The organism is Methylobacterium sp. NFXW15 (assembly GCF_049887755.1).
Taxonomy (GTDB): Bacteria; Pseudomonadota; Alphaproteobacteria; order Rhizobiales; family Beijerinckiaceae; genus Methylobacterium.
Window position 1 is genome coordinate 89,108 of sequence record NZ_JAGEKG010000001.1, and the last position, 25,103, is coordinate 114,210.

Genomic DNA, 25,103 nt, shown 5'->3' on the forward strand with positions numbered 1-25,103 from the left:
GTATCCGGAATGCTTGCCGCGGGCGAAACCAGGTCCCTCCCGGACGAGGCCCACATCCTGCTCGTCGAGGACGACGACGGCATGCGCGTGCTCGTCGGCCGCATCCTGCGGGAGAGCGGCTTCCGGGTCACGGGCTGCCGCGGCGGCGCCGAGATGTGGTCGCTCCTGCCCGACACGCCGGTTGACCTCGTCCTCCTCGACGTCATGCTGCCGGGCGCGTCCGGGTTCGACCTGCTCAGGGCCCTGCGGGCGAAGGGCACCGTCCCGGTCATCATGCTGAGCGCCCGCAACGAGGAGGCGGACCGGGTGCTCGGCCTGGAACTGGGCGCCGACGACTACGTCGCCAAGCCGTTCGGGCGCCCAGAACTCCTCGCCCGGATCCGGGCGGTGCTCCGCCGGTCGGCGCTCGCGCCGGTGCCGAGCGCGGCGTCGCGGCCGGAATCCCTCGCCTTCGCCGGCTGGCGGCTCGACCTGCGCAGCCGCGCCCTGACCGATCCCGAAGGCGCCGCCGTCGACCTGTCGGGCGCCGAGCACGACCTGCTGCTGGTGTTCCTGGAACACCCGGGCCGGGTGCTCGGCCGCGAGCAGATCCTGGAGATGGGCCGCGGGCGCCTCTCCGCGCCGTCGGACCGCAGCGTCGACACCCTGGTCAGCCGGCTGCGGCGCAAGCTCGAACCGCCCGCGGGGACGGCCGCCGTCATCAAGACGGTGCGGGGCACCGGCTACATGCTGGCCGCCAAGGTCGAGCGGGCATGAGGGGCGTCCTCGGCCTCGCCCGCAGCCTGGAGGGGCGCACCGTCGTCGTCCTGCTCCTGGCCGTGCTCCTCGTCCATGGCGGCGCGCTGGCGATCTACCGCCTCTCGGCGGCGGCCGCCGCCGACGAGGCCTTCGCCACCGAGGTCGCCCGCCAACTCGTCATCGCGCGCGAGGCCGTGTCGCGGCGCCCGCCGGAGGAGCGGGCTGACGAGGCCGAGGCCCTCTCGTCGAACCATTTCGAGATCGGCTGGGACGCCCCAGCGCCGGCTCGCCCCCCGGGGGCGACCGATCCCGCGCTCCGGGACCTGCGCGACCGCCTCCTCGCCCTCGAACCGGTCCTCGGGGCGGGGCTCGCCCTGAACCTGGAGGCGCCGGACGAGCCGCTCCACCGGCAGGACCTGCGCGGGATCATCCCGCTTCCGGACGGGAGCGCGCTGACCTTCCGGTCCGCGCACGCCCCGAGCCTCGTCCCCGTCGCGCCCTGGGCCTCGCTCGCCACCGCCATGGCCATCCTCGTCGGGGTGGCCGCGGTCGTCCTGATGCATCGGATCGCCGGCCCCTTGCGGGAGCTGACCCGGGCCACCGGACGGATCGGCCACGGCGCCCCCGTCCGGGTTCCCGAGATTGGTCCCGACGAGACCCGAGGGATCGGCCGTGCCCTCAACGCGATGCAGGAGCGCATCCACCGGCTGATCGGCGAGCGGACGCAGGCGCTCGCCGCCGTGTCCCACGACCTGCGAACGCCCATCACCCGGCTCCGCCTGCGCCTCGACCACGTCGAGGACCCGGCCGGGCGCCGCGCCATGGCCTCCGACCTCGACGACATGCAGGCGATGGTCGACGCGACGCTGGCCTACCTGGGGGGCGACGCCGACCCGGAGCCGCGGCAGGTCACCAACGTCGCGAGCATTTTGATGGGGGTCGCCGACGCCTCCGCGGATGCCGGCCGGGCGGTCGCATACGGAGGACCCGGCCGGGCCCTGGCGACGGTGCGCCCAGTCGCCTTCCGGCGGGCGCTGGAGAACCTCGTGGACAACGGCGTGCGCTACGGCGCGCGGGTGCGCATCGCCCTGGCGGCCGAAGAGACAGCGCTGGTCTTGCGCATCGACGACGACGGGCCCGGCATCCCGGCATGCGACGTCGCCTGCGCCTTCGAGCCCTTCACCCGCCTGGAGGGGTCGCGCAACCGAAACACCGGCGGGACCGGACTCGGCCTGACCATCGCGCGGCGGGCCGTGGAAGCGGAGGGAGGCACGCTCATCCTGACCACGAGGCCGGAGGGCGGATTGCGGGCCGAGATCCGCGTGCCCCGGGCTGGGCGCGGCGGCTGACACACTTCGTCACGAACGCGGCGTCCCGGAGACAAACGGCTTGGCTATCTCGGACTTCGAAGCGGCCGACGCGGTCGGCGCCGAACAGGAGACCGACAGATGAAGCGCACGCTCGCCGCCGTCCTCGCCGCCGGGATGCTGGCCGCGGCCACGGGGTCCGCCTTCGCCGTGGACAGCCACGGCAATGCCTCGAACCCCGAGCGCGCCGTCCCGAACACCGGTGGCGTGTCGGGCGGCCCGGCCCATCGCGACGACCCGCGCGTCAGCGAGGCCCGTGAGAAGCGGCCCGACGGCAAGCCGGCGCATTCGGACAACGACGGGCATGCCCACGGGCACAGCCACGACAAGCCCGGCAAGAAGTGAGCTCGCCGGGCAGGCCGCGGGGGCGGGAGGCGCGGACATGCGGATGCTGCCCCTGCTCGTCGTCTTCGCGCTCCTGGCCGCGGTGATCGGCTACGCGCTCGCCGAGCCTGCTCGGCACGTCGTTCACGATGCGCCGACCCCTCGCGCGTCGTGATGCGCCCGCACCGGCGCGAGCCGGTGCGGGCGACCTCTTCTCGACGCCAGGCGGCGACCTCAGTCGTCGAAGTCGTGATGGTGATGGTGCCGCTCGAACCGGCCCGGCCCGTAATCCTCGCGGCGCGGGTGATGGTGCCGGACCACGACGTCGTCATGGTTGCCGTGGCGGTAGACATCGACATGGTCGTGCGGCCGCCGCTCGCCGTAGCCGTAGCCGCGCTCGTAATACTGGGCCGAGGCCGCGGCCGGCGCGAGGAGGATGGCCGCCGCCATCAAGCCTGCTAGGTGCCGTCGCATCGCTGTCTCCTCCGGGGATTCCTATTGCGGCGGTTTGCGCGGCGGCCGTTGAACAGGTTCTGAGACCGTCGTTCAGGAAGCCGTCACCCCAGGTTCGCCGACGTCCTCGAAATGCGAGGGGCCGGGCCGGACGTCGCTGCCCCCGGCCCGGCCCCGTCGCGATGTCAGCCGCTCAGTGGCGGTGCTCTTCCACGACGGTCTTCTCGTGATGGTCGTCATGATGTTCGTGCACGACCGGCCGGTCGCGATGGTTCTCCTCGACGGTGGTGTGCGTATGGTCGACATCGCGGCGGTGGCCGTCGCCGTGAACCCCGACTCCGCCGGGGCCGACGTCCACGTGCTGGGCGAGCGCACCGACCGGCGCGAGGGCCAGGGCGGCCGCGGCGGCGGCGGCGAACATGATCTTCATCCAAGGATCTCCATGTTTCGCGGTCGGCCGGGAATGCGGCCCCCCGCGAAACCGTTCCCGGATTTTCCTCGCCCGGTATTCGTCTCGGCCGAGCGAGAAACGGCTTGGCCGCTTTCGCGTCGTGACCGCGGCTGACCTTGCATGGCGGCCACAAAATCTGTTCAGACCGGGTTCAAGAGGCCAGGACGATGCCTTGTCCGATCCGGGATAAATCGCGCATAAGGCCGGAGATGGGTTCAGGACGCGGGCATAGCCGCAGGTGGGCGGCACGGGGATGGTGGGCGTTCGCCGCACGCCTGCTCGCGCTCGCCCTCGCCCTGTCCCTCGTCGCGCCCGCCGCCGGCCTCGCCGCCGACGTCGCGTACCACGATGGCGGCGGCAGGCACGTCACGGAGATCGCGAGCATTGAGGCCGCGCCCGACACCGGCGCGACCGACCCCGGCATGGCCTGCCACCTCCATTGTGGCTGCCACCAGGCGGCACCCGCCGTGGCGGACTTCTCGGAGCCGGTCTTCGGGGTCGCCCGGCTGGCCTATGCGCATTTGAGCCAGACGGTTTCCTCCGTCTCGCCGGACCGCCTGCCGAGGCCCCCCCGCGCCTGAGGTGACGCCGCAGAGGCGCGTCCCGAACCCGGAGCCCGCGCTCCGGGCCACTCCTCACGCCACAGAAGCGGGACTGCCGCGTCCGTCCGAACGGCGCCCGATCCCGGCCGAGCAGGTCTCATGCGCATCCTCATCACCGCGGTCCTCGTGGCCGCCGGCATCGTCGTCGGCGCCGCCGTCCCCGCCATATCCGCGTTCGTCCGCGGCCTCCTGACATCGGCCGGGCTGCCGCCGGCCATCCTCACCTTCGCCGCCGGCCCGCCCCCTGGCGGGAAGGCGCCGAAGGATGAGGCCGACCATGCCGAAGGCGACGGCCACGACCACGGCAAGGCCGCCGCGCCGAAGGCCGAGGGAGCCCACGCTCACGGCGAGCACGAGCATTCCGAGGCGGAGGGCGAGGAAGGCCACGTCAAGATGACGGCCGAGCAGGTCGAGGGGCAGGACATCGGCGTCGCCAAGGCCGAGGGCGGGACGCTCTCGCGACACGTCCTGGTGCCCGGCACCATCACGCCCGATACCGACCGGATCGCCCGCGTCCCCGCCCGCGTCGTCGGCACGGTGTCCGAGATGCGCAAGCGCCTGGGCGACGACGTCAGGAAGGGCGAGGTGGTCGCCCTCCTCGACAGCCGGGAAGTCGCCGACGCCAAGAGCGAGTACCTCACCGCGATGGTCCAGTCCGACCTCCAGAAGATCAACTTCGAGCGCCAGCAGAAACTCTTGGCGTCGGCGGCGGCATCCCAGGCGGCGTTCGACAACGCCAAGGCCGTGTTCCAGGAGAACCAGCTGCGCGTCGACCTCGCCCGCCAGAAGCTCTCGGCGCTGGGCCTGAACGCCGCCGAGGTCGCCGCCGCGCAGAAACGCGACGAGGCGACGCCGAACGCCTCGACGCTGCGCCAGTACGAGCTGCGGGCGCCCATCGCCGGCCGCATCGTGGAGCGCAAGGTCGATGTCGGCACGGCGGTGGGCAAGGAGGGCGACCCTGCCGACGTCTACACCGTCGCCGACCTCTCGACCGTCTGGATCGAGCTCGCGGTCCCCACCTCCGACCTCGCCGAGGTCCGGGAGGGCGCGCGGGTCACCGTGAACCGCGGCGGCCGCAGCGAGCAGGGCAAGGTGGTGTTCGTCAGCCCGCTGCTGAACGCCGACACCCGGTCCGCCCGGGTCGTGGTCTCGCTGCCCAACAAGGACATGGCCTGGAGGCCCGGCACCTACGTCACCGCCGAGGTCGAGACCGCGACGGACCAAGTGCCGGTGCGGGTCGCCAAGTCGGCGCTCCAGACCGTCGAGGGCAAGCGCGTCGTCTTCGTGCGCACGGACGAGGGCTTCGAAAAGCGCGAGGTCGAGCTCGGGCGCTCCGACGACGACGGCTTCGAGGTCGTCTCGGGCCTCAAGCCCGGCGAGACCATCGCGGTGGCCAACACCTTCCTCCTCAAGGCCGAGCTCGGGAAGAGCGAAGCCGACCACGACCATTGAGGAAGCCCGACATGATCAGCCGCATCCTCGACTTCTCCGTGCACCAGCGCTGGCTGGTTCTGCTCCTGTCGCTGCTGGCCGCCGGCTTCGGCGGCTACTCGGTCACCAAGCTGCCGATAGACGCGGTGCCCGACATCACCAACAACCAGGTGCAGATCAACACGACGGCGCCGTCGCTCTCGCCCGTCGACATCGAGAAGCAGGTCACCTACCCGGTCGAGACCGCGCTCGCGGGCATCAAGGGGCTCGAATACACCCGCTCGCTCTCGCGCAACGGCTTCTCGCAGGTCACCGCGGTCTTCGCGGAGAAGCTCGACATCTACTTCGCCCGCCAGCAGGTCGCCGAGCGCCTCGCGCAGGTGAGGCGGGACCTGCCGCCCGGCACCGAGCCCAGCATGGGGCCGATCTCGACCGGGCTGGGCGAGATCTACATGTGGTCGATCCATTACGCGAAGCCCGGCGAGCGCACGGTCTCGAAGGCGGGCAAGCCCGGCTGGCAGCCCGATGGCAGCTACCTGACCCCCGAGGGCCAGCGCCTGAAGACCGAGCTGGAGCAGACCGCCTACCTGCGCACCGTCCAGGACTGGATCATCCGCCCCCTAGTCAAGACCGTGTCCGGCGTGGCCGGGGTCGACGGCATCGGCGGCTTCGAGAAGCAGTACCACGTCCAGCCCGACCCGACGCGGCTCGCGTCCCTCGACCTGTCCTTCTCGGACGTCGCCCGGGCGCTGGAGGCCAACAACGCCAACCAGGGCGCCCGCTACCTGGAGGACAACGGCGAGGGCTACGTCGTGCGCGCCGCCGGCCGCCTGGAGAGCATGGACGAGATCGGCGACGTGGTCGTCGCCACCCGGGGCGGCGTGCCGGTGCGGATCAAGGACATCGCCGAGGTCCGCATCGGGCGCGACCTGCGCACGGGCTCGGGCAGCGAGGACGGCCAGGAGGTCGTCGTCGGCACCGCCCTGATGCTGATCGGCGAGAACAGCCGCACGGTGGCTGCCGCGGTCGACGCGCGCATGGAACAGATCCGCAAGAGCCTGCCGCCCGGCGTCGAGGTCCAGACCGTCCTCGACCGGACCCGGCTCGTCGAGGCGACCGTGAAGACGGTGGTGAAGAACCTGTCCGAGGGCGCGGCTCTCGTCATCGTCATCCTGTTCCTGCTGCTCGGCAACATCCGGGCCGCCATCATCACGGCCCTGGTCATCCCGGTCGCCATGCTGATGACCATGACCGGCATGGTCGAGGCGAAGATCTCGGCCAACTTGATGAGCCTCGGCGCCCTCGATTTCGGGCTGATCGTCGACGGGGCGGTGATCATCACCGAGAACGCCCTGCGCCACCTCGCAGAGAAGCAGCAGGAGCTGGGCAGGGGGCTCGACACCGAGGAGCGCCTCCAGACGGTCCGCGCCTCAGCCGAGGAGATGATCAAGCCGTCGCTCTACGGGCAGGCGATCATCATCTTGGTCTACGTCCCGCTCCTGACCTTCACGGGGGTCGAGGGCAAGATGTTCGAGCCGATGGCGCTGACCGTGATCATCGCGCTCGTGGCGGCCTTCGTGCTGTCGCTGACCTTCGTGCCGGCGCTCATCGCCATCGTCATCACCGGCAAGGTCACGGAGAAGGACAACCTCATCATCCGGGCGCTCAAGGCCGCTTACCGCCCGGTGCTCGGCGCGGCGGTCCGGGCGCCGTTCGTCTTCGTCGGCGCGGCGCTCCTGCTGCTCGTCGGGGCGGGCATCCTGTTCACCCGCCTCGGGACCGAGTTCATCCCGCAGCTCGACGAGAAGAGCATCGCCCTCAACGCCACCCGAATCCCATCGACCTCCCTCACCCAGTCGCAGGCGATGCAGCTCAAGGTCGAGAAGGTGGTCTCGAAATTCCCGCAGGTGGCCTACGTCTTCTCGAAGACCGGCACCGCCGAGGTCGCCTCCGACCCGATGCCGCCGAACTCCTCAGACACCTTCGTCATCCTGAAACCCCAGGAGGAGTGGCCCGAGCCGAGCCTGTCCAAGGCCGAGTTGCAGGAGCAGATCGAGAAGGCGGTCGGGGCGCTCGCCGGCAACGTCTACGAGTTCTCCCAGCCGATCCAGCTGCGCTTCAACGAGCTGCTCGCCGGCACCCGGGGCGACCTCGCCGTGAAGGTGTTCGGCGACGAGTTCGAGCCGATGCTGAAGGCGGCCAACCAGGTCGCGGCGGTCCTGAAGGGCATCGACGGCGCCGAGGACGTCAAGGTCGAGCAGACGGCGGGCCTGCCGTTCCTGGAGATCAAGATCAACAAGGCCGAGGCGGCGCGCTACGGCCTGAGCACCGGGGCGATCCAGGAGGTCATCGGCGCGGCCATCGGGGGACGGGACGCCGGCGTCGTGTTCGAGGGCGACCGTCGCTTCCCCATCGTCGTGCGCCTGACCGACAAGGTCCGCGAGGACCGGGAGGCCCTGGAGAACATCCCGGTGCCGCTGCCGGCGGGCCCGAACGGCCGGGCGAGCTCGGTCCTGCTCAAGCAGGTGGCGAGCTTTTCGGTCACCGAGGGACCGAACCAGATCTCGCGCGAGAACGGCAAGCGGCGGGTCGTGGTCACGGCCAACGTGCGCGGGCGGGACATCGGCTCGCTCGTCGCGGAGGCGCAGGCGAAGGTTGGAAGCCAGGTGCAGCTGCCGCCAGGTTCCTACCTCACCTGGGGCGGGCAGTTCGAGAACCTCGCCTCGGCCAAGCGGCGGCTGATGGTGGTGGTACCGGTCTGCTTCTTCCTGATCTTCCTGTTGCTGTACTCGGCCCTGGGCTCGCCGCGGGACGCGCTGCTGGTGTTCAGCGCGGTGCCGCTTGCCCTCACCGGGGGCATCTTCGCGCTTTGGCTGCGCGGCATGCCGGTCTCGGTACCGGCGGCGGTCGGGTTCATCGCGCTCTCGGGCGTTGCGGTCCTCAACGGCCTCGTCATGCTGACCTTCATCAAGCAGCTCGTGGCGGAGGGCCGGCCGAAGCGCGAGGCCATCCTGGAGGGCGCCATGACCCGGTTGCGGCCGGTGGCGATGACGGCGCTGGTCGCCTCGCTCGGCTTCGTGCCCATGGCCATCGCCACCGAGACCGGCGCCGAGATCCAGCGGCCGCTCGCCACCGTGGTCATCGGTGGCCTGATCAGCGCCACCCTGCTGACCCTGATCGTGCTGCCGGCCCTGTACGCCCGGTTCGGCAAGGTTGTCGTCCCGAAGGTCGCGGAGCGGCCGCGGGAGCCGGGGCCACGACACCTCAAGGCGGCGGAGTAGACGAGATGCGACGCGTCCCAACCTGGTTGGCGGCTCCTTTCGCCTTCCTCGCGCTGACGGGTGCGGCTCCGGGCGCGGACGGAGGCGTCGGCGAGGCTCCGTTCGGCCTCGCGTGGGGGCCCGTCGCCGACGTGCCGCGCCCGCTCAAGGCCGACCGCGAGGCCAACCTGACCGCGCTGTACTACCCGCGTGGCTGGCGGCCGGCCGTCGGGTCGGCAACGGCCGAGGTCGTGCTGGTGGTCTGCCGCGAGGAGGGTCTGCAGGAGGTCGTCTGGGTGGGGCTCCCCCTGGCGGGCGAGGAACTCGCGCGCGTGCGCCGCGCCATCCACGACGAAGGGGTGCGCCGCTACGGCGAGCCGACACCGGGGCCATCGGCCGATTCCGAGCTCTGGCCCGGCGGTCGGGCTCTCCTGGCCAGCCGCGAGGCTCCGGACGGGCGGCACGAGCTCGTCATGGCGGCGTTCGGTCCCGGCTACGCGGCCTGCTCGGCCGCCCACCTCGCCGCGACCGGACACCCCGCCGGCGCGCACGTGGCCGAGCTCATCGGCTCCTCCGGCCCCTGAGGCGGCCGGTCCGGGACGGCAACGAAAGACTGGGAGCGACATGGGACACGGACACGCGCACGGCGGCGGCCACGGGCATTCGCACGGCGGCGGCATACCCGCGGGCTCGGCGGCGGGCAGGAACAAGGGGCGCCTAGCCTGGGCGCTCGCCCTGACGCTGACCTACATGGCCGCGGAGGTCGTCGGCGGCCTGCTCACCGGCAGCCTCGCGCTGCTGGCCGATGCCGCCCACATGGTCACGGATGCCGGCGGCCTCGCGCTGTCGCTGCTCGCCATCCACTACGCGGCCAAGGCGCCGTCGCCGGGCAAGAGCTTCGGCTACATGCGCTTCGAGATCCTGGCGGCCCTCGCCAACGCCGTCGTGCTGCTCGGGGTGACGGCCTACATCCTGTACGAGGCCTACCGGCGCTTCTTCGAGCCGACCGAGATCCTCGGCTGGCCGATGATGCTGGTCGCGTTCGTCGGCCTCGGGGTGAACCTCGCCAGCATGAGACTCCTCGCGGGCGGATCGTCGGAAAGCCTCAACGTCAAGGGCGCCTACTTCGAGGTCTTCTCCGACATGCTGGGTTCGGTCGGCGTCATCGCCGCGGCCCTCGTGGTGATGGCGACGGGCTGGCGATGGGTCGATCCGCTGGTCGGCGCCGGCATCGGCCTGTTCATCGTGCCGCGCACCTGGCGCCTGTTGAGCGAGGCGCTTCACATCCTGCTGGAGGGAACGCCTCTGGGTGTCGATCTTGCCGCGCTACGAACGGAGATCGAGGCGATGCCTGGCGTGCGGCGCGCCTACGACCTTCATGCCTGGACGCTGACCTCCGGCTTCGACGCGATGAGCGGCCACGTGGTCATGGACGACGTCGCCGCCGGACCCGACCTCATCCGCGCGGTCCGGCGTCTGGTGAAGGAGCGACACGGCATCGAGCACGTCACCGTCCAGGTCGAGGACGAGGCGCTTTCGGCCGAGGCCGCGCGCCTGCCCGTGTGACGGCGAGCATCCGGCATGAGCAAGAAATCGGCGCGGCTGCAGAGCGAGTGGGCGCCAAATCCTCGGCGCAAGCGACGGGTCAGGCCATACGTCCGCAAAGCCGCGGATCGAATGATGATAGCGATCTGTATCGGATTGCCTCTGGCCGTATTGTTTCTCCAATACTTCAAGCACCTCATGAAGTGATGCCTGAGTAATGATGCTTGACTATGCAAGGTGTTTTCAATGAATGATCTACAAACGCACCATTTTGCCGTGACGACAACGGCGATGCTTGCGGTTCTGAGAACATCGACCATCGCCATGATGACCCTTCTCATGCAAAAACTTTCAGCACCTGAACGGGAAGAGGTTTTCGCAGAGATCGCGGCGACAATCGGTGAGTTGCCCCCGGATTATTCCCAGGCAGGCCCCGTGGGGACCAAGTTCTACGAAGAGGTGGTGGCCGAGGCGCCGGCGCTCGCGAAGGCATTCGTCCAAGATTTGCGTAGATCTCTTGGTTGAAATCCGATGAGACCATTTATCAGTTATCGAGTGTTGGTGACGGAGAGCAGAGGTCCCGCGGACCTGACGCGCCTGTCGCCTTTTCTGTGCTCGGTGCCCGGCCCGTCACTGAGGCTTAGGCGTCTCCGTATCGAGTGCCAACTGGGCATGGCGGATCTTCCTGGCGACACCGCGCCTGCGCGGGTTGCTCGCCCTGAATTTCGCCGTCGCGGCGGCCGGCGCCATGGTCATCGTCAATACCGTGGTAATCGTCCAGGCCCTGCTCGGACGCCCCCAGCACGACGTCGCCCTTGCCCTTGGACCCTTCGGCGCGGGCTCGATGGCCGCCGCCCTGGTCCTACCGCGGGTCCTGGACCGCCTGTCCGACAGGGGTGTGATGCTGCCGTCCGCCGCCTTCCTCGGAGTCGTCCTCGTCGGGGTCGCTGCCCTGACCTGGTGCGGGGCCATCGGCTGGCCCGTACTGCTCGGGACCTGGCTCGTCCTTGGGATCGGCTACTCCGCCGCCCAGTTCGCGCTCTCGCACGCGTCGTGGCTCCTCACTTACCCGCTGGCGGGCTGCCTCGGCGCTGCCGTCGGGATGCCCGCGACCCTGGCGGCACTCGGCGCCCTGACCGTCGCGGGCGTCGCGGCGGCGGCCATGCTTTGGCCTGCATCCGACCCGGACGTCGTCGCACATGCCCACGCGGACCTCGACCCGTCCCACCCCCACGTGCGGGGGATCGGTCAGGGCCGGCACGAGCATGCTTTCGTCATCGACGACCTGCATCGGCAATGGCCGTCCAGGGCGAATTAGGAACCACACGGCGAGCGTTGGAACGGCGACGCTCAGGGGGGGGCGTCGGGTGCCGGACATCCCTCATCCGATGGTCTGTCGGGGGCCGTGAGGATTGCGTCGCGGCAGGTCCGCATCGAGGGGAACACGGCATGAGGACGTTGCTCGGATCCTGGCAGCTGTGGGCGCTGCTTTCTGCCGCCTTCGCGGCGTTGACCGCGATCTTCGCCAAGGTCGGCATCGAGAACGTCAATTCCGACTTCGCCACCTTCATCCGCACGGTCGTCATACTCTGCGCCCTCGGCGCCATCCTGGTCGGCACGGTCCAGTGGGTACCGGTCGGGTCGGTCTCGGCCAGGACCTACGTGTTCCTGGTGCTCTCGGGCCTCGCCACGGGCGGCTCATGGATCTGCTACTTCCGCGCCCTCAAGCTCGGCGAGGCCAGCCGCGTGGCCCCGGTCGACAAGCTCAGCGTCGTGCTGGTGGCCGTCTTCGGGGTCGTCTTCCTCGGCGAACGTCTATCTCCACCGAATTGGCTCGGCGTCGCCCTCATCGCCGCCGGGGCCGTGCTCGTCGCCTATCGAGGATGAAGCCGGCGGGAAGGGATGCGTCGCGGCGCAGTCCAGGGCGAGGGCTCGAAACCGGACGGACCGACCGATGCGCGTGCTGTTGATCGAGGACGACCGGATGATCGGCGAAGGGCTGTCGAACGGCCTCTCGGCCGAGGGCTATTCCGTCGATTGGGTCCGCGACGGCGGCGAGGCCGAGACGGCCCTGCTCAACGGCGGCCACGCGCTCGCGCTGCTCGACCTCGGCCTGCCGGGCGGGGACGGACTTCGGGTGCTTCGATCCGCCCGGGCGGCCGGGATCGACACGTCGGTGCTCATCATCACGGCGCGGGACGGCCTCGAAAGCCGCGTCGCAGGCCTCGACCTCGGGGCGGACGATTACCTGGTCAAGCCGTTCGAGATGCGCGAGCTGCTCGCCAGGATGCGGGCCATCCTGCGCCGTCGGGCCGGGCGGGCGAGCGCGCGGCTCGTGGCCGCCGAGACCGAACTCGACACGGAAAGCCACGTCCTGTCCCACGCCGGGACCGTCGCGGTCCTGTCGGCGCGCGAATACGCCCTCATGCACGCCCTGATGGAGCGACCGGGGCGCATCCTCTCTCGTGCGCAGATCGAGGAACGCATCTACGGGTGGGGCGAGGAGGTCGAGAGCAACGCGGTGGACGCCCTGATCCTCACGGTCCGTCGAAAGGTCGGCAAGGGCGTGATCCTGAATGTCCGCGGCGCAGGTTGGATGGTACCCAAGCCATGAGGGCCGCCTCCCTGCGCCGCACGACGCTCGTCTGGATGACCGCCCTGCTCGCCGGAATCGGCTTGGCCGCGATGGTCGCGGCCTATGCCCTCGCGCGGATCGAGGCGGCCGATTTCCTCGACGGGCAGTTGCGGCAAGTCGCCCTCAACGCCGGTCCCGGGCTAACGGACGCGGACGCGCCGCCCGCCGCCGACCAGGACCCGGAGGACCAACTCGCCGTCACCATCTGGAAGGACGGGCAGGTCCTGCGCGACGACCGCGGCGTCGACGTCCGCCACCCCGGCCGCACGGGATATGCGAACGTCGTCATGGGCGGCGAGCTCTGGCGCACATACACGACCGCCAACGGCACAACGACGGTCCGGGTCGCCCAGCGCGACGTCGTGAGGGCGGAGTTCGCACGCAATGCGGCGCTCGGTGCCGTGGCCCCCCTGCTGCTCCTCGTCCCGCTGTCGTGGATCGTCGTCGGCTGGGCGATGAACCGGGCGCTCGGGCGGCTCGACGGCTTGGTGCATGACCTCGCCGGGCGCGGCGCCGCCGCCCAAGGCCCCTTGCCGACGCGCGGCGTGCCGACGGAGGTGGCGCCCCTCGTCGAGGCCATGAACGGGCTCATCCTTCGCCTGCAGGCCGCTCTGGCCGCCCAGAAGCGGTTCGTCGCCGACGCGGCGCACGAACTGCGTACGCCGCTCGCCGCGATGCAGATCCAACTCGACTCCCTCGGCGGGCCTGCCGGTGGCGGGAGCGACGCGCGGCGTACGGCGCTGGCGGACGGCCTCCGGAGGGCGAACCGGCTGGTGGATCAACTGCTCCGTCTCGCCCGGCTCGACGACGGTGCCGAGGCGCGTCCTGCATCCGTCGACCTCGGCCAGCTCCTGCTCGACTGCGTCGCCGACCACGTCGTGCTCGCCGAGCGCAAGGACATCGACCTGGGCGTGCATATCGAGACACCCGCGACGCTTCACGCGTCGGAGGACGAGGTCCGCGTCCTGTTCGCCAACCTCGTCGACAACGCCCTGCGCTACACGCCGTCCGGAGGCCAGGTCGACGTCCGTCTGCTGAACCGGGACGGTGCGTGCGTCGTCACGGTTCGGGACACCGGCTGCGGGCTGCCGCCGGGAAGCGAGGGCCGCCTGTTCGACCGCTTCTTCCGGGCCGCGCCACCGGAAGTCGAAGGCACAGGGCTCGGGCTCGCCATCGCCCGCCGCATCGCGGAGCGCAACGACCTCGGCCTGACGGTCGAAAACCGACGTGACGGGCAGGGGACCCTCGCAACCGTCAGACTGCCGGCCTGAGGCCGAGCCTGCGGCTCCTTTGGACGAAGCTCATTCTGCCCTCATTATGGCTCGCTATCACGGTGCCCGACCATGACGGACGGGAGACGGGGATGAGCGAGATCCAGCGCCAGATCTTGAACAAGGTACCGGAGGTCACCGCGGTCTTCTGGGTCATCAAGATACTGTCCACGACCGTCGGCGAGACCGGCGCGGACTACCTCGCGGTGAACGTCGGCCTGGGTGCCGCCGTCACCGCCACCCTCACGGCCGGCCTCCTCGCGGCCGTCCTCGCCCTGCAGGTGCGCGAGTGGCGCTACTTGCCCTGGACCTATTGGTCGACCGTCGTCCTCGTCAGCGTGGTCGGCACGCAGGTTACCGACATCCTGACCGACAAGCTCGGCGTGAGCCTCTTCGTCAGCACCGGCGTGTTCGCGGCCGCCCTCGCCACCGTGTTCGCCCTTTGGTACGCGACCGAGCGGACGCTCTCGATCCACGCCATCGTGACCCGGCGCCGCGAGGCGTTCTACTGGCTCGCCATCCTCCTGACCTTCGCGCTCGGCACGGCCGCGGGCGACCTGGCTACCGAGGCGCTGGGGCTCGGCTTCAATCTCGGCGTCGTCATCTTCGGCACGATGCTGGCCGCCCTCGCCCTCGCCTGGCGCCTCGGCACGAACCCGGTGACGATCTTCTGGCTCGCCTACATCGTCACGCGCCCCCTCGGCGCATCGCTGGGCGATCTGCTGTCGCAGGCACGGGAATACGGCGGCCTCGGCTTCGGCACGGCCTCCACCAGCCTCGCCTTCTTCGCCGTCATCGTCGCCCTGGTGACGTCCCTGAGCCTCGTCTCCGGACGCCCTGGCGAGCCGGCCGGACAGCGGCGGGCCTGACCGTCCGCCGCCTCCCGCATCCCCATCCTCCAGTCCTTCCAACGCCGCACGACACGGAGCGAATGACCATGCGAAACATCCTCCTCGCCGCCATCGCCGCGACGGTCATCGGCGCCACGGCCGCCCCCCTGGGCCTGCAGGCGATGCAGGACGCCGCCGTCGGAGCGACGCCCAAGGCGATGGCGGCCTCGAAGCTCGGCGACCTCTCCAAGTTCCGGACCATCGTCGTCGACGTAAAGGCGATGACCGACCGGGGCGACCTCGCCGCCGCCAAGACGCGCATCAAGGACCTGGAATTGTCCTGGGACGCGTCCGAGGCCGGCCTGAAGCCGCGAGCCGCCGCCGACTGGCACGTCGTGGACAAGGCCATCGACCGCACCCTCGACGCGTTGCGGGCTTCGAACCCCGATCCGGCCGCCTGCCGTCGCGCGGTCGACGACCTGCTCGCCATCATCGACCAGACCCACACCGCGTGAGCCAGCCCTCGCTTTCCCACGGCAGCCCGATGCAACCGACCGAGCGACCCGGACACGTCGAACCCGCCAAAGTGCCAGAAGCCACCGCCGGGTTCTGGGCCATCAAGATCGTGGCCACGACGTTGGGCGAGGTCGGCGGCAACGCGGTCACGTTGACGCTCGGTCTCGGCTATCTCGCCGGCACGGCGATCTTCGGGGCCGCCCTGGCGGTGCTGCTCGCCGCACAGGTCCGGGCGGACCGCTTCCAGCCGCTCCTGTACTGGGCCGTGGTCACCGCGACGACGCTCGCAGGCACGACCCTCGCCGACTTCTGCGACCGGTCCCTCGGCATCGGCTACGCGGGCGGGTCCCTGGTGTTGCTCGGATTGGTCGTCGCGACCCTGATCCTGTGGAAGCGCACGCTCGGCACGGTCGCCGTGGAGACGGTACGGTCCCCGCGGGCCGAAGGTTTCTATTGGGCCACGGTCATGTTCTCCCAGACGCTCGGCACCGCGTTGGGCGACTGGATGGCCGACAGCAGCGGACTCGGGTACAACGGGAGCGCGCTCCTCATCCTCGTCGCGCTGGTCGTGGTCACGGCCCTCCAACTGCGAACGCGCGTTTCCAGGCCGATGCTGTTCTGGACGGCGTTCGTCCTGACGCGGCCGCTCGGCGCCACCCTCGCCAACTCGCTCGACAAGCCAGTCGCTTCCGGCGGCCTGGGCATCGACGACATCACGATCTCCGGCGTGCTCGCGCTCGTCATGGCCGGGCTCGTCCTCCTCATCCCGCAGCGTGCCGGTCGCCGGGCGGCCTGCGCCGACGCGCCGTGAGGTTTCCCCTCGAAGAAGGAGCAGGTCCGATGGACGACCGTTACGAACGCGCTCTGAGCAAGGTGCCGGAGGTCACGCTGGGCTTTTGGATCATCAAGATCCTGGCCACGACGCTCGGGGAGACCGGCGGCGATACCGTCACCATGACCCTCAATTGGGGCTACCTCGCCGGTACCGCCCTGTTCGCCGTGCTGCTGGTCGCGCTCGTGGTCGCCCAGGTCATGTCGAAGCGGTTCCACCCGGTCCTGTACTGGTCCACGATCGTCGCCTCGACCACCTTCGGTACGACGATGGCGGACTTCGCCGACCGCTCGCTCGGCATCGGGTACACCGGCGGGTCGACCCTGCTCCTCGTTTGCCTCGCGGCCGTGCTCGGGCTCTGGTACGCGACCGAGGGCACCGTGTCGGTGAACACGGTTTCGACCCCCCGGGTCGAAGCGTTCTATTGGGGGGCGATCACCTTCTCGCAGACGTTGGGCACCGCGCTCGGCGACTGGCTCGCGGACACCGGCGGCCTCGGCTACGAGGGCGGCGCCCTCGTCTTCGCGGCGGCGCTCGCGGTCGTCGTCGCCCTTTACTACCGGACCTCGGTTTCGCGCGTCACGCTCTTCTGGGCGGCGTTCATCCTGACCCGCCCGCTCGGGGCCACGGTGGGCGATTTCCTCGACAAGCCGGTCGCCGACGGCGGGTTGAACCTGAGCCGGCCGCTCGCCTCCGCCGTGATCGCGGCCTTCATCGTCGCGCTCATCGTCCTCCTCCCGCAAAGGGCCGGTCAGCATCCGACAGAGGGAGCACAGGCGTCGCGCTGACCCGGACGTTCCCGTGCGAGCGCCGAACGGCCACCGTGCCTTGCCCAAAGCTTCCGGATCGCCACGTCCAAGCGTATGATGAGGGGGAACCTATAGTGCCAAAGCATGCCCGCTGCATTACGCGACGACTTCATCGGGCGGGATGAGTACGAACGCCTCTGCGAAGCGGCGGAGGAAGGGGAGCGGCTGGAGTACATCGACGGGCAGGTTGTCCGCATGCTGGTCGGCGGCTCCATCGCCCACCATGCCTTGACCCGGTGCCTCGATAACCTGATTGCCGACCGCCTCCCCCCGGCGGGCCGTGCGCGTCATTACGTCAGACGATGCGGCTCCAAGCGGGAACGGCACGCGTCTACCCGGATGTCTTCGTCGCCTGCGGGGATACCGTCGAACCGGATCCGGAGACCAACAGCGTCCGTTCGGCGACCGTCATCGTGGAGGTTCTGCCCCCCGCGACCGAACGGTACGACCGCGGCGGGAAATGGCTCGAATACCAGACGCTGCACGACCTCATGCATTTCGTCCATGTCGCGCAGGACCAACGCCGGGTCGGATTCTTCCACCGTCAGGGAGACGGATGGCACTACGAACTCCTACAAGGACCGGACGCCGTCCTTCGGCTAGCGGCCATCGGGGTCGAGTTGAGGCTCGACGATTTCTACTCGTCCATCCCGCTGCTAGCCACGGAGGGCGGCGACCTCGCTACCCAAGCCACGTTTGCCACCGTTCAGGTATCGGGCATTGCGGGGATGAAGGGTCTTCCACGCTCGCCGGACATCTACGCCATGGTTACGGAGATGGACGCCGGCGAGTGTGAGGCGGCCGTAGCTGCCATCGTCGGCTTGGTCGGTACGCCCGCGATGGTGGATTGGAAGTCCGTACTGCCGGAGCGGCTGCAGAACCGGCTGGATGCTGTTCTGAGCGCCAGCACTTACTATTAGGCAGTCCTTTCAGGAGCCGGGCGGCTTAATCATAACCGAAGGGGGGCGGCCCCATGAGGGCTTGGGCGTCCTCCAACGCCCGGTCGACGTTGCGGGGGTGTTTGCCCGCTCTGGCACCCGCCGCGACGACCAACGCCGGATGGAACCCCGTCTTCATTACCCACTCCGAACCTAAGCGGTCCGTACCCCGACGGCTAGGGCGGCCATGGCGCTCAGCAGGTAACCGACCTCAAAGCGTTGGATCTCGGTCACCAAAGGGCACTGACGAAAGCTTGATGTTGACAGCGGAGAGCATCTCTGAATCAATGCTCTCCCAACCTGAAAACCTGCCGATACGCCGGCGAGGTCAGGCTTCTCAGTAAATCGGTCCACATAATTCGCTTCCCGGGACATATTTTACTGAGAAATTACATCGCAAGCGTTCACACGTCGAGGTTCGAGACGGTGAGCGCGTATTCCTGGATGAACTCCCGGCGGGGCTCGACCACGTCGCCCATCAGCTTGACGAAGAGATCGCCCGCATCGGTGGCGTCCTTCACCTTCACCTGGAGCAGCGAGCGCACATCGCGGTCCAACGTCGTCTCCCAGAGCTGCTGGGCGGTCATCTCGCCGAGGCCCTTGTAGCGCTGCAATTGCAGGCCCTTGCGGCCAAAGGCCATCACCGCCTCGAACAGGCCGACCGGCCCGTGAAGCACCGTCTCGTCCGTCTTGCGCACGAGGGTGACGGCCTCGCCGTAGATCTCGCGGAAGGTATCGGCGCGCTCCGCGAGGCGGCGGGCCTCCTGCGAGGTCACGAGGCCCGCATCGAGCATCGCCACCTGCGTCACGCCGCGCAAGGTGCGGGTGAGGCGATAACCGCCTTCGGCGACCTCGCCCTGCCAGCCGCGCTCGATCTCGTCGGCGATGTTGTCGAGACGCTTGGCAGTGACGTCCGCGAGCACCTCGGCCTCGCCGGGCCGGTTCTCGAGCTCGGGCTCGAAGGCGCCCGCCAGCACCGCCTGCTCCACCACCGAGCGGTCGTAGCGGGTGTGCAGCCCCTGCAGGATGCCGCGGAAGGCCCGCGCTTCGTCCACCAGCGCCCGCAGTTGCGGCCCGGCGAATTCGGCGCCCGTGGAGAGACGCAACACCGCGCCCTCGACGCCCTGCTCGATCAGGTAATCTTCGAGTGCCCGCTCGTCCTTCAGGTAGATCGCCCGGCGCCCGCGCTCGGCCTTATAGAGCGGCGGCTGCGCGATATAGAGATGACCACGGTCGATCAGCTCCGGCATCTGCCGGAAGAAGAAGGTCAGCAGCAGGGTGCGGATGTGCGAGCCGTCCACGTCGGCATCGGTCATGATGATGATGCGGTGGTAGCGCAGCTTGTCCGGATTGAAGCCCTCGCGGTCGGTCGAGGAGCGGCCGATCCCGGCGCCGAGCGCCGTGATGAGCGTGCCGATCTCGGCCGATGACAGCATGCGGTCGGCGCGGACACGCTCCACATTGAGGATTTTTCCGCGCAGCGGAAGAACGGCTTGGAAGGCGCGGTCCCGCCCCTGCTTGGCCGAACCGCCAGCCGAGTCGCCCTCGACCAGCAGGATCTCGCACTTGGTCGGATCGCGCTCCTGGCAGTCGGCGAGTTTGCCGGGCAGCGAAGCAATGTCGAGCGCGCCCTTCCGGGTCACGGTTTCGCGCGCCTTGCGCGCCGCCTCGCGGGCCGAGGCCGCGAGCACGACCTTGCTCATCACCACGCGGGCCTGCTGCGGGTTCTCTTCGAGCCAGGTCGAGAGTCCCTCGTTCAGCACGTTCTCCACCGCCGGGCGGACTTCGGACGAGACGAGCTTGTCCTTGGTCTGCGACGAGAATTTCGGGTCCGGCACCTGCACGGAGATGACGGCGGTCAGCCCCTCGCGGCAATCCTCACCGGTCAGCGAGACCTTCTCGCGCTTCGACACGCCGGAGCTATCGGCGTAGCCGGTGATCTGGCGGGTCAGGGCGGCGCGGAAGCCCGCCATGTGCGTGCCGCCATCCCGCTGCGGGATGTTGTTGGTGAAGGGCAGGACGGTCTCGTTGAACGAGTCGTTCCACCAGAAGGCGCATTCGACCCGGATCCCGTCCCGGTCCGCGCGGACGACGACCGGGTTCGTCATGCCGTCGATCGGCTTCTTCGACCGGTCGAGGTAGCGCACGAAGGCCTCGATGCCGCCGTCGTAGTAGAGCTCCTCGCGCTTCTTCTCGGCGTGGCGGGCATCCGTCAGCACGATCCGTACGCCGGAATTGAGGAAGGCCAGTTCGCGCAGGCGCTTCTCCAGCGTCGGATAGTCGAACTCGATCATCGTGAAGGTGTCGGTCGAGGGCAGGAAGGTCACTTCCGTGCCGCGCTTGCCCTCGCCAGGGCCGACCACCTTCAGCGGCTCCACCGCATCGCCGTGGCGGAACTCCATCGAATGCTCTTGGTCGTTGCGCCAGATGCGAAGCCGCAGCCATTGCGAGAGGGCGTTCACCACCGAGACGCCCACGCCGTGCAGGCCGCCTGAGACCTTGTACGAGTTCTGGTCGAACTTACCGCCCGCGTGCAGCTGGGTCATGATGACCTCGGCCGCCGAGACGCCCTCCTCCTTGTGGATGTCCACCGGGATGCCGCGGCCGTTGTCGGTCACGGTGCAGGAGCCATCGGAGTTCAGCGTGACGGTCACGAGGTCGGCATGGCCCGCCAGCGCCTCGTCGATGGCGTTGTCGACCACCTCGTAGACCATGTGGTGGAGGCCGGATCCGTCGTCGGTATCACCGATGTACATGCCGGGGCGCTTGCGGACGGCATCCAGCCCCTTGAGCACGCGGATCGATTCAGCGCCATACTCGGCAGGCTGGGTCTCGGGTGTATCGGCCATGAAATTCCTCGGGCGGGCGGCAGGCACCTCGCGCTGTGCGTGTACGCAGCGAGGGCGCCAGCCCGCTCATGCTTCCTGTTCGCCCAATATAGGGGTTTTCTGCTGCCGATGCACGCACTTATGGCCCTGGCGGCCGAGGCCGTGCCTGCGCTTCGGGCACCCTGTGGATGCCGTCCCCTACGCCCCTTCGAACCGCCTTGAGTTTGTGAGCGAAGGCGGGTTCAGCCCTCCCTGTTGATGCCACCCGCACTTGCCTGATCGAGCCGGGCGATGGCCTCGGCCGGGAGGGCCAGCCGCGCCGCGCCCAGCAACTCGTCCAGTTGCGCCACGGAGGTCGCGCTGGCGATGGGGGCTGTGATGCCGGGCCGGGCGATGATCCAGGCGAGAGCCACCTGGGCGGGGCTTGCCCCGTGGTCGCGCGCCACCGCGTCGAGCACGTCGAGCAGCGCGAAGCCGCGCGGGTTGAGGTAGGGCGCCACGCGGTTCTCCCGCGCCCGCCCGGCAGCCGACCCGGCCTCGCGGTACTTGCCCGTGAGGAAGCCTGCCGCCAGGGAGAAGTAACCGATCACGCCGATCTCTTCCGCCCGGCACAGGGGCTCCAGCTCGGCCTCGTAGCCCCGCGCGGCGAGGCTGTATTCCGGCTGAAGGCACTCGTAGCGCGGCAACCCCTTTTCCTGCGAGACCGCGAGCGCCTGCGAGAGCCGCCCCGCCTCGTAGTTCGAAGCGCCGATCACCCGCACCTTCCCGGCTTGGACGAGCCGGTCATAAGCGGAGAGCGTCTCCTCGAAGGGCACGTCGGCATCGTCGACATGCGATTGGTAGAGATCGATCCGGTCGGTCTGCAGACGGCGGAGCGAGGCCTCGCACGAGCGCTCGATATGGGCGGCGGACAGGCCCTTGCCCGCCTCGCCCATATCCATGCCGACCTTGGTGGCGAGCACGATCTTCTCCCGCGCCCCGGGGCGCGCGGCGAGCCAGCGGCCGATCACCGCCTCGGATTCACCTCCACGATGGCCAGGCGCCCAACGGGAATAGACATCCGCCGTGTCGATGAAGTCGAAGCCCTGCTCCACGAAGCGGTCGAGAATCGCGAAGGAGGTCGCCTCGTCCGCCGTCCATCCGAAGACGTTGCCGCCGAGGCAGAACGGGGCGACCGAGAGGGCGGAGCGGCCGATGCGGCGCTTGTCCATGGGATTCAGCCCTGCAGGAACGGGTTGGAGGCGCGCTCTTCGCCGAGCGTGCCGGTGGGGCCGTGACCGGGGATGAAGGCGACGTCGTCGCCCAGCGGCAGCACCTTCTCCTTGATGGCGCGGATCAACTGCTCGTGGTTGCCGCCCGGCAGGTCGGTCCGGCCGATCGAGCCCTTGAACACCACGTCGCCGACGAGGGCGAAGCGCGCGTCACGGCTCACGAATACGACGCTGCCCGGCGAATGGCCGGGGCAGTGAAGGATGTCGAAGGTCAGTTGGCCCACCTGCACCACGTCGCCCTGATCGAGCCAGCGGTCGGGCGTGATCGGCCGGGCCGGGTCGAGCCCGTATTGCGCGGCGGTCATCGGCAGGGAATCGAGCAGGAACTTGTCCGCGAGGTGCGGCCCCTCGACCGGCACGCCGAGCCGTTCACGGAGTTCGTCAGCTCCGGCGGCGTGATCGACATGGCCGTGGGTGAGGAGGATCTTCTCCACGGTCACGCCCTGTTCCGCAATGGCCGCCTGGATCCGGTCGAGGTCGCCGCCGGGATCCACGACGGCGCCGACCTTGGTGGCGTCGTCCCAGATCAGCGTGCAGTTCTGCTGGAAGGGCGTAACCGGGATGATCCCGGCGCGGGGCGTTCCTGGCATGGAGGCGGGCTCGTGGGTGATCGGAAGGTCGCCCCTTCTAACGCGCCCGAACGCCGCCCGCACCTTACCCAAACGAACTTCCCCGTGCCCCGGCGGTTAAGGAGGCCGCCGGCAACCGCGGCGATACCCCCGAGGCCACCCGTTGGGACGCACCCGAACCGCCCTCGCCCTGACCGGCGCCGTCCTCGTCGTCGGGCTCGGGGCCACAGCCCTCCTCGGCCGGTTCAGTTATGCCCCGATGCCCGATATCGCGGAGCTCGCCAATCCGGGCCGTTCCCCGCTGACCACGGCCTTCGACGTCCTGGGGCGGCGGATTTCCGAGGCCGAAGCGCAGACCCTGCGCCAGACCGAGGAGGGACGGCAGACCCTCTCGCCTGCGAGCGGCGCGGTCGCCATCGATGCGGCCCTTGTCGCGCGCGGCCGGGAGGCGTTCTACCGCGAGACCTTCGGCAACGAAGTCTTTCTGACAGACGTGATGGGCATGCTCGATGGCGCGATCACACCCTTCGAGGTCGTCCGCGCGGTAGCCGCCCTGAAGGGCGAGGCCACGACCAACCTTCAGGTGCCGCTCGCCCACGACATCACCATCGGCGACAGGACCTACAAGAAAGGCGAGAGGGTTCCGACCGGCCTCGACGTCCCGAAGGGCGGCGCCTTCATCATCGGGATCAAGACCTTCTACGATCAAGGCCATCTGCGCATGGGCATCACCTGCGCCCTCTGCCACGCGGCGGTGGATGCGGGCAGCGGCAAGGTGGTGGAGGGCGCGCCCAACACCGACCTCAATGCCGGGTTGTTGATGGCGCTCGCCAAGAATTCCTCCGCCTACTTCATGCATGCGAGCGTCCCGGAGGCCGATGCCAAGAGCAGCGATGCGAAGGGCGTCGTCTTGCCCGATGCGAAGGCTGTGGAGGCGGCGACCAAGGTGCAGGTGGCGAGTTGGCCGCCCGGCAGCTTCGACTCTTCGGCAGACCGGGTGACGAACCCGACCTCCATCCCGTCAAGCTTTTCCGCCTATGGCGAGCCCTATAGCTGGAGCGGGCGCGAGGCGCTGGGCCCGTTCTCGGGCCTGTCTTCGCTGAACAACAACGTCCATGCGGCGAATTCCGATACGACGCAGCTCGCCGCCGCCGCGTCCTGGCTCTTCGGCCTGGAGCCGGAGACCTATCTCGGCATCCTGCTGCGCGGTGCGCCCGAGGGGCCGCTGCGCTACGATCCCGCCGGTCAACACAGGCCGACCGAGGTGCTGAGCGCCGCCGATCCAACGCCGGGCGCCCCCGGCCTCAACAGCTACGCGGTGCTGCCCACTTATCCAGCCACCAACTACATGACCGATAACGGTCTCTTCGCCTCCGTACCCGGCGAGGCGGCCAACCATGCCAACAACGCCATGTCGGCCTTCCAGAACCTGCTGCGCCCGCCGCAGCTCAAGGCCAACCCCGAGCGCGTGCGTCAGGGCCGGGCCGCGTTCGAGCGCGCGGGCTGCGCCGGGTGCCATTCCGGCCCCGCCCTGACCAACCACCGGGTCGTCCCCGCCGCCGAGATCGGCACCGAACCGACCCGCGCCAAGGCGGGTGCGAAGATGGAGGCGCGGCTCGCAAGCCCCGCCATGTTCGCCACGGACACGCCCTTCCCCCTCCCCAAGGATCCGAAGCTCGTCCCCCTCCCCATACCCGAGGACAAGCGTGCGCAATTGCTACTCGCCTGGGGACAGGGCGGTACCGAGGGCGGATACAAGGTCCCGAACCTCGTCGGCCTCGCGTGGAGCGCCCCCTACCTGCACGATTCCGGAATCGCTGTCGGGCCGGATGCCCAAAAGGATCTCGGCCTGCCGGGCACCTTGGAGAAGGGCGTCTCTCCCGATCCGGCAAACAGCCTGCGCGCCCTGATCGACCGGCGCATCCGCGACACGATCGTCGCGGCCAACGAGAGATCGGAGAAAGCCCGCACGGCGCGAGCCACCGGGAAGGGCCACAGCTACTGGGCGGATGAGCCCGCAGGCTTCACCGGCGCCGAACAGGACGCCTTGATCACCTATCTCTTATCTATCGATCGGCTCACGGAAGACTTGCCGACGCCCTGAAACGGCTGAGCCATGCGTTGGACGCAATGCCGGCGCGACGCCCCGTCTCTTGTTGGGTGCAGCGCGTCATCGTACTTGTTGCATCGCAGGAACGCGATGGCGTCGCGGTCCTGCTGCCCTTCTTGGGCGTTTCCTCCCTAGACTTCGGGCCACTCCTTCGGGGGTGGCCTTTTTTCTGTCCGGGGCGCGGAACCTAGCCTCGACGGCGCGGCGCCACAAGCCCGCCCTCTTCGTTGCCCACCGCAAGAGCGACATCCGGCGCTCATCATAAATCAGCCGCGATGTGCACGCCCTGTTCAGTCTGGACGCCTCAACGTCCCGCCGACCAC

25 protein-coding genes are annotated in these 25,103 nt (G+C 69.4%); 19 read left to right on the plus strand and 6 right to left on the minus strand.

The features are described from left to right. Positions 1-9 precede the first annotated feature (9 nt). The 3 genes from J4O73_RS00435 to J4O73_RS00445 all read left to right on the plus strand — a co-directional run bounded on the left by J4O73_RS00435 (position 10) and on the right by J4O73_RS00445 (position 2,450). Positions 10-756 carry a response regulator transcription factor gene (locus J4O73_RS00435; protein ID WP_007563949.1) on the plus strand — a complete coding sequence of 249 codons (747 nt, stop codon included), beginning with the start codon at positions 10-12 and terminating at the stop codon, positions 754-756. After that, a complete protein-coding gene (locus J4O73_RS00440; protein WP_426213975.1) occupies positions 753-2,087 on the plus strand; it encodes an ATP-binding protein in 1,335 nt (444 codons plus the stop codon). The genes J4O73_RS00435 and J4O73_RS00440 overlap by 4 nt, the downstream gene beginning before the upstream one ends. Before the next feature lie 99 nt (positions 2,088-2,186). Then, the gene (locus tag J4O73_RS00445; RefSeq protein ID WP_007563945.1) at positions 2,187-2,450 is read left to right on the plus strand and encodes a hypothetical protein; all 264 of its coding nucleotides are present in this window, start codon (positions 2,187-2,189) and stop codon (positions 2,448-2,450) included. A gap of 213 nt (positions 2,451-2,663) precedes the next feature. Here the strand turns inward: J4O73_RS00445 and J4O73_RS00450 are convergent, their stop codons facing one another. Together J4O73_RS00450 and J4O73_RS00455 are read right to left on the minus strand one after the other, a co-directional pair. Continuing rightward, on the minus strand, positions 2,664-2,903 hold the full coding sequence (locus tag J4O73_RS00450) for a hypothetical protein (protein WP_007563942.1): 240 nt from the start codon (positions 2,901-2,903) through the stop codon (positions 2,664-2,666). Positions 2,904-3,075: 172 nt separating this feature from the next. After that, positions 3,076-3,312: a hypothetical protein gene (locus J4O73_RS00455; protein WP_007563940.1), complete on the minus strand. Its 237-nt coding sequence runs from the start codon at positions 3,310-3,312 to the stop codon at positions 3,076-3,078. 230 nt (positions 3,313-3,542) lie between these two features. Here J4O73_RS00455 and J4O73_RS00460 point away from each other — a divergent pair, with 230 nt between their 5' ends. From J4O73_RS00460 to J4O73_RS00525, 14 genes are all read left to right on the plus strand, one after another. Next, positions 3,543-3,914, plus strand: a complete 372-nt coding sequence (locus J4O73_RS00460) for a hypothetical protein (protein ID WP_039902985.1) — start codon at positions 3,543-3,545, stop codon at positions 3,912-3,914. Between the two features lie 120 nt (positions 3,915-4,034). After that, entirely contained in the window at positions 4,035-5,387 is a 1,353-nt protein-coding gene (locus J4O73_RS00465; protein WP_007563937.1) for an efflux RND transporter periplasmic adaptor subunit, read from the plus strand. 11 nt (positions 5,388-5,398) lie between these two features. Next, on the plus strand, positions 5,399-8,647 hold the full coding sequence (locus J4O73_RS00470; RefSeq protein WP_007563935.1) for an efflux RND transporter permease subunit: 3,249 nt from the start codon (positions 5,399-5,401) through the stop codon (positions 8,645-8,647). 5 nt (positions 8,648-8,652) lie between these two features. After that, a complete protein-coding gene (locus tag J4O73_RS00475; RefSeq protein ID WP_007563933.1) occupies positions 8,653-9,210 on the plus strand; it encodes a hypothetical protein in 558 nt (185 codons plus the stop codon). 40 nt (positions 9,211-9,250) lie between these two features. Next, the gene (locus J4O73_RS00480) at positions 9,251-10,192 is read left to right on the plus strand and encodes a cation diffusion facilitator family transporter (protein ID WP_007563931.1); all 942 of its coding nucleotides are present in this window, start codon (positions 9,251-9,253) and stop codon (positions 10,190-10,192) included. 225 nt (positions 10,193-10,417) lie between these two features. After that, positions 10,418-10,696, plus strand: coding sequence for a hypothetical protein (locus J4O73_RS00485; RefSeq protein ID WP_124262910.1), 279 nt, complete (start codon positions 10,418-10,420; stop codon positions 10,694-10,696). A 184-nt stretch (positions 10,697-10,880) separates the two neighbouring features. Continuing rightward, on the plus strand, positions 10,881-11,489 hold the full coding sequence (locus J4O73_RS00490) for a permease of the major facilitator superfamily (protein ID WP_007563927.1): 609 nt from the start codon (positions 10,881-10,883) through the stop codon (positions 11,487-11,489). Positions 11,490-11,620: 131 nt separating this feature from the next. Then, positions 11,621-12,058 carry an EamA family transporter gene (locus J4O73_RS00495; protein WP_050733501.1) on the plus strand — a complete coding sequence of 146 codons (438 nt, stop codon included), beginning with the start codon at positions 11,621-11,623 and terminating at the stop codon, positions 12,056-12,058. A gap of 67 nt (positions 12,059-12,125) precedes the next feature. Then, positions 12,126-12,785, plus strand: a complete 660-nt coding sequence (locus J4O73_RS00500; protein ID WP_050733500.1) for a response regulator transcription factor — start codon at positions 12,126-12,128, stop codon at positions 12,783-12,785. Continuing rightward, positions 12,782-14,077: a sensor histidine kinase gene (locus J4O73_RS00505; RefSeq protein ID WP_007563921.1), complete on the plus strand. Its 1,296-nt coding sequence runs from the start codon at positions 12,782-12,784 to the stop codon at positions 14,075-14,077. Before J4O73_RS00500 ends, J4O73_RS00505 begins: the two co-directional genes overlap by 4 nt. Before the next feature lie 92 nt (positions 14,078-14,169). Beyond that, positions 14,170-14,946: a COG4705 family protein gene (locus J4O73_RS00510; RefSeq protein WP_050733499.1), complete on the plus strand. Its 777-nt coding sequence runs from the start codon at positions 14,170-14,172 to the stop codon at positions 14,944-14,946. A 68-nt stretch (positions 14,947-15,014) separates the two neighbouring features. Next, positions 15,015-15,422 (plus strand): hypothetical protein, encoded by a 408-nt coding sequence (locus J4O73_RS00515; RefSeq protein ID WP_050733520.1) that lies wholly within the window; start codon positions 15,015-15,017, stop codon positions 15,420-15,422. Positions 15,423-15,451: 29 nt separating this feature from the next. Further along, on the plus strand, positions 15,452-16,234 hold the full coding sequence (locus tag J4O73_RS00520) for a COG4705 family protein (protein ID WP_050733498.1): 783 nt from the start codon (positions 15,452-15,454) through the stop codon (positions 16,232-16,234). A 29-nt stretch (positions 16,235-16,263) separates the two neighbouring features. Continuing rightward, the gene (locus J4O73_RS00525) at positions 16,264-17,043 is read left to right on the plus strand and encodes a COG4705 family protein (protein WP_050733497.1); all 780 of its coding nucleotides are present in this window, start codon (positions 16,264-16,266) and stop codon (positions 17,041-17,043) included. 117 nt (positions 17,044-17,160) lie between these two features. Here J4O73_RS00525 and J4O73_RS00530 read toward each other — a convergent pair whose 3' ends face one another. After that, positions 17,161-17,355: a hypothetical protein gene (locus tag J4O73_RS00530; RefSeq protein WP_341776989.1), complete on the minus strand. Its 195-nt coding sequence runs from the start codon at positions 17,353-17,355 to the stop codon at positions 17,161-17,163. An 11-nt stretch (positions 17,356-17,366) separates the two neighbouring features. Between J4O73_RS00530 and J4O73_RS00535 the strand changes: the two genes are divergently transcribed. Then, entirely contained in the window at positions 17,367-17,984 is a 618-nt protein-coding gene (locus J4O73_RS00535; RefSeq protein ID WP_050733495.1) for a Uma2 family endonuclease, read from the plus strand. A 422-nt stretch (positions 17,985-18,406) separates the two neighbouring features. Here the strand turns inward: J4O73_RS00535 and gyrB are convergent, their stop codons facing one another. The 3 genes from gyrB to J4O73_RS00550 form a co-directional block, all read right to left on the minus strand. Beyond that, on the minus strand, positions 18,407-20,851 hold the full coding sequence (gyrB, locus tag J4O73_RS00540) for a DNA topoisomerase (ATP-hydrolyzing) subunit B (protein ID WP_426213976.1): 2,445 nt from the start codon (positions 20,849-20,851) through the stop codon (positions 18,407-18,409). A 221-nt stretch (positions 20,852-21,072) separates the two neighbouring features. Continuing rightward, complete coding sequence (locus tag J4O73_RS00545; protein WP_426213977.1) at positions 21,073-22,041, minus strand: aldo/keto reductase; 969 nt, start codon at positions 22,039-22,041, stop codon at positions 21,073-21,075. A 5-nt stretch (positions 22,042-22,046) separates the two neighbouring features. Next, positions 22,047-22,691: an MBL fold metallo-hydrolase gene (locus J4O73_RS00550; protein ID WP_426213978.1), complete on the minus strand. Its 645-nt coding sequence runs from the start codon at positions 22,689-22,691 to the stop codon at positions 22,047-22,049. 142 nt (positions 22,692-22,833) lie between these two features. Here J4O73_RS00550 and J4O73_RS00555 point away from each other — a divergent pair, with 142 nt between their 5' ends. Beyond that, complete coding sequence (locus J4O73_RS00555; RefSeq protein ID WP_426213979.1) at positions 22,834-24,774, plus strand: cytochrome C oxidase Cbb3; 1,941 nt, start codon at positions 22,834-22,836, stop codon at positions 24,772-24,774. The last annotated feature ends 329 nt before the right edge of the window (positions 24,775-25,103 follow it).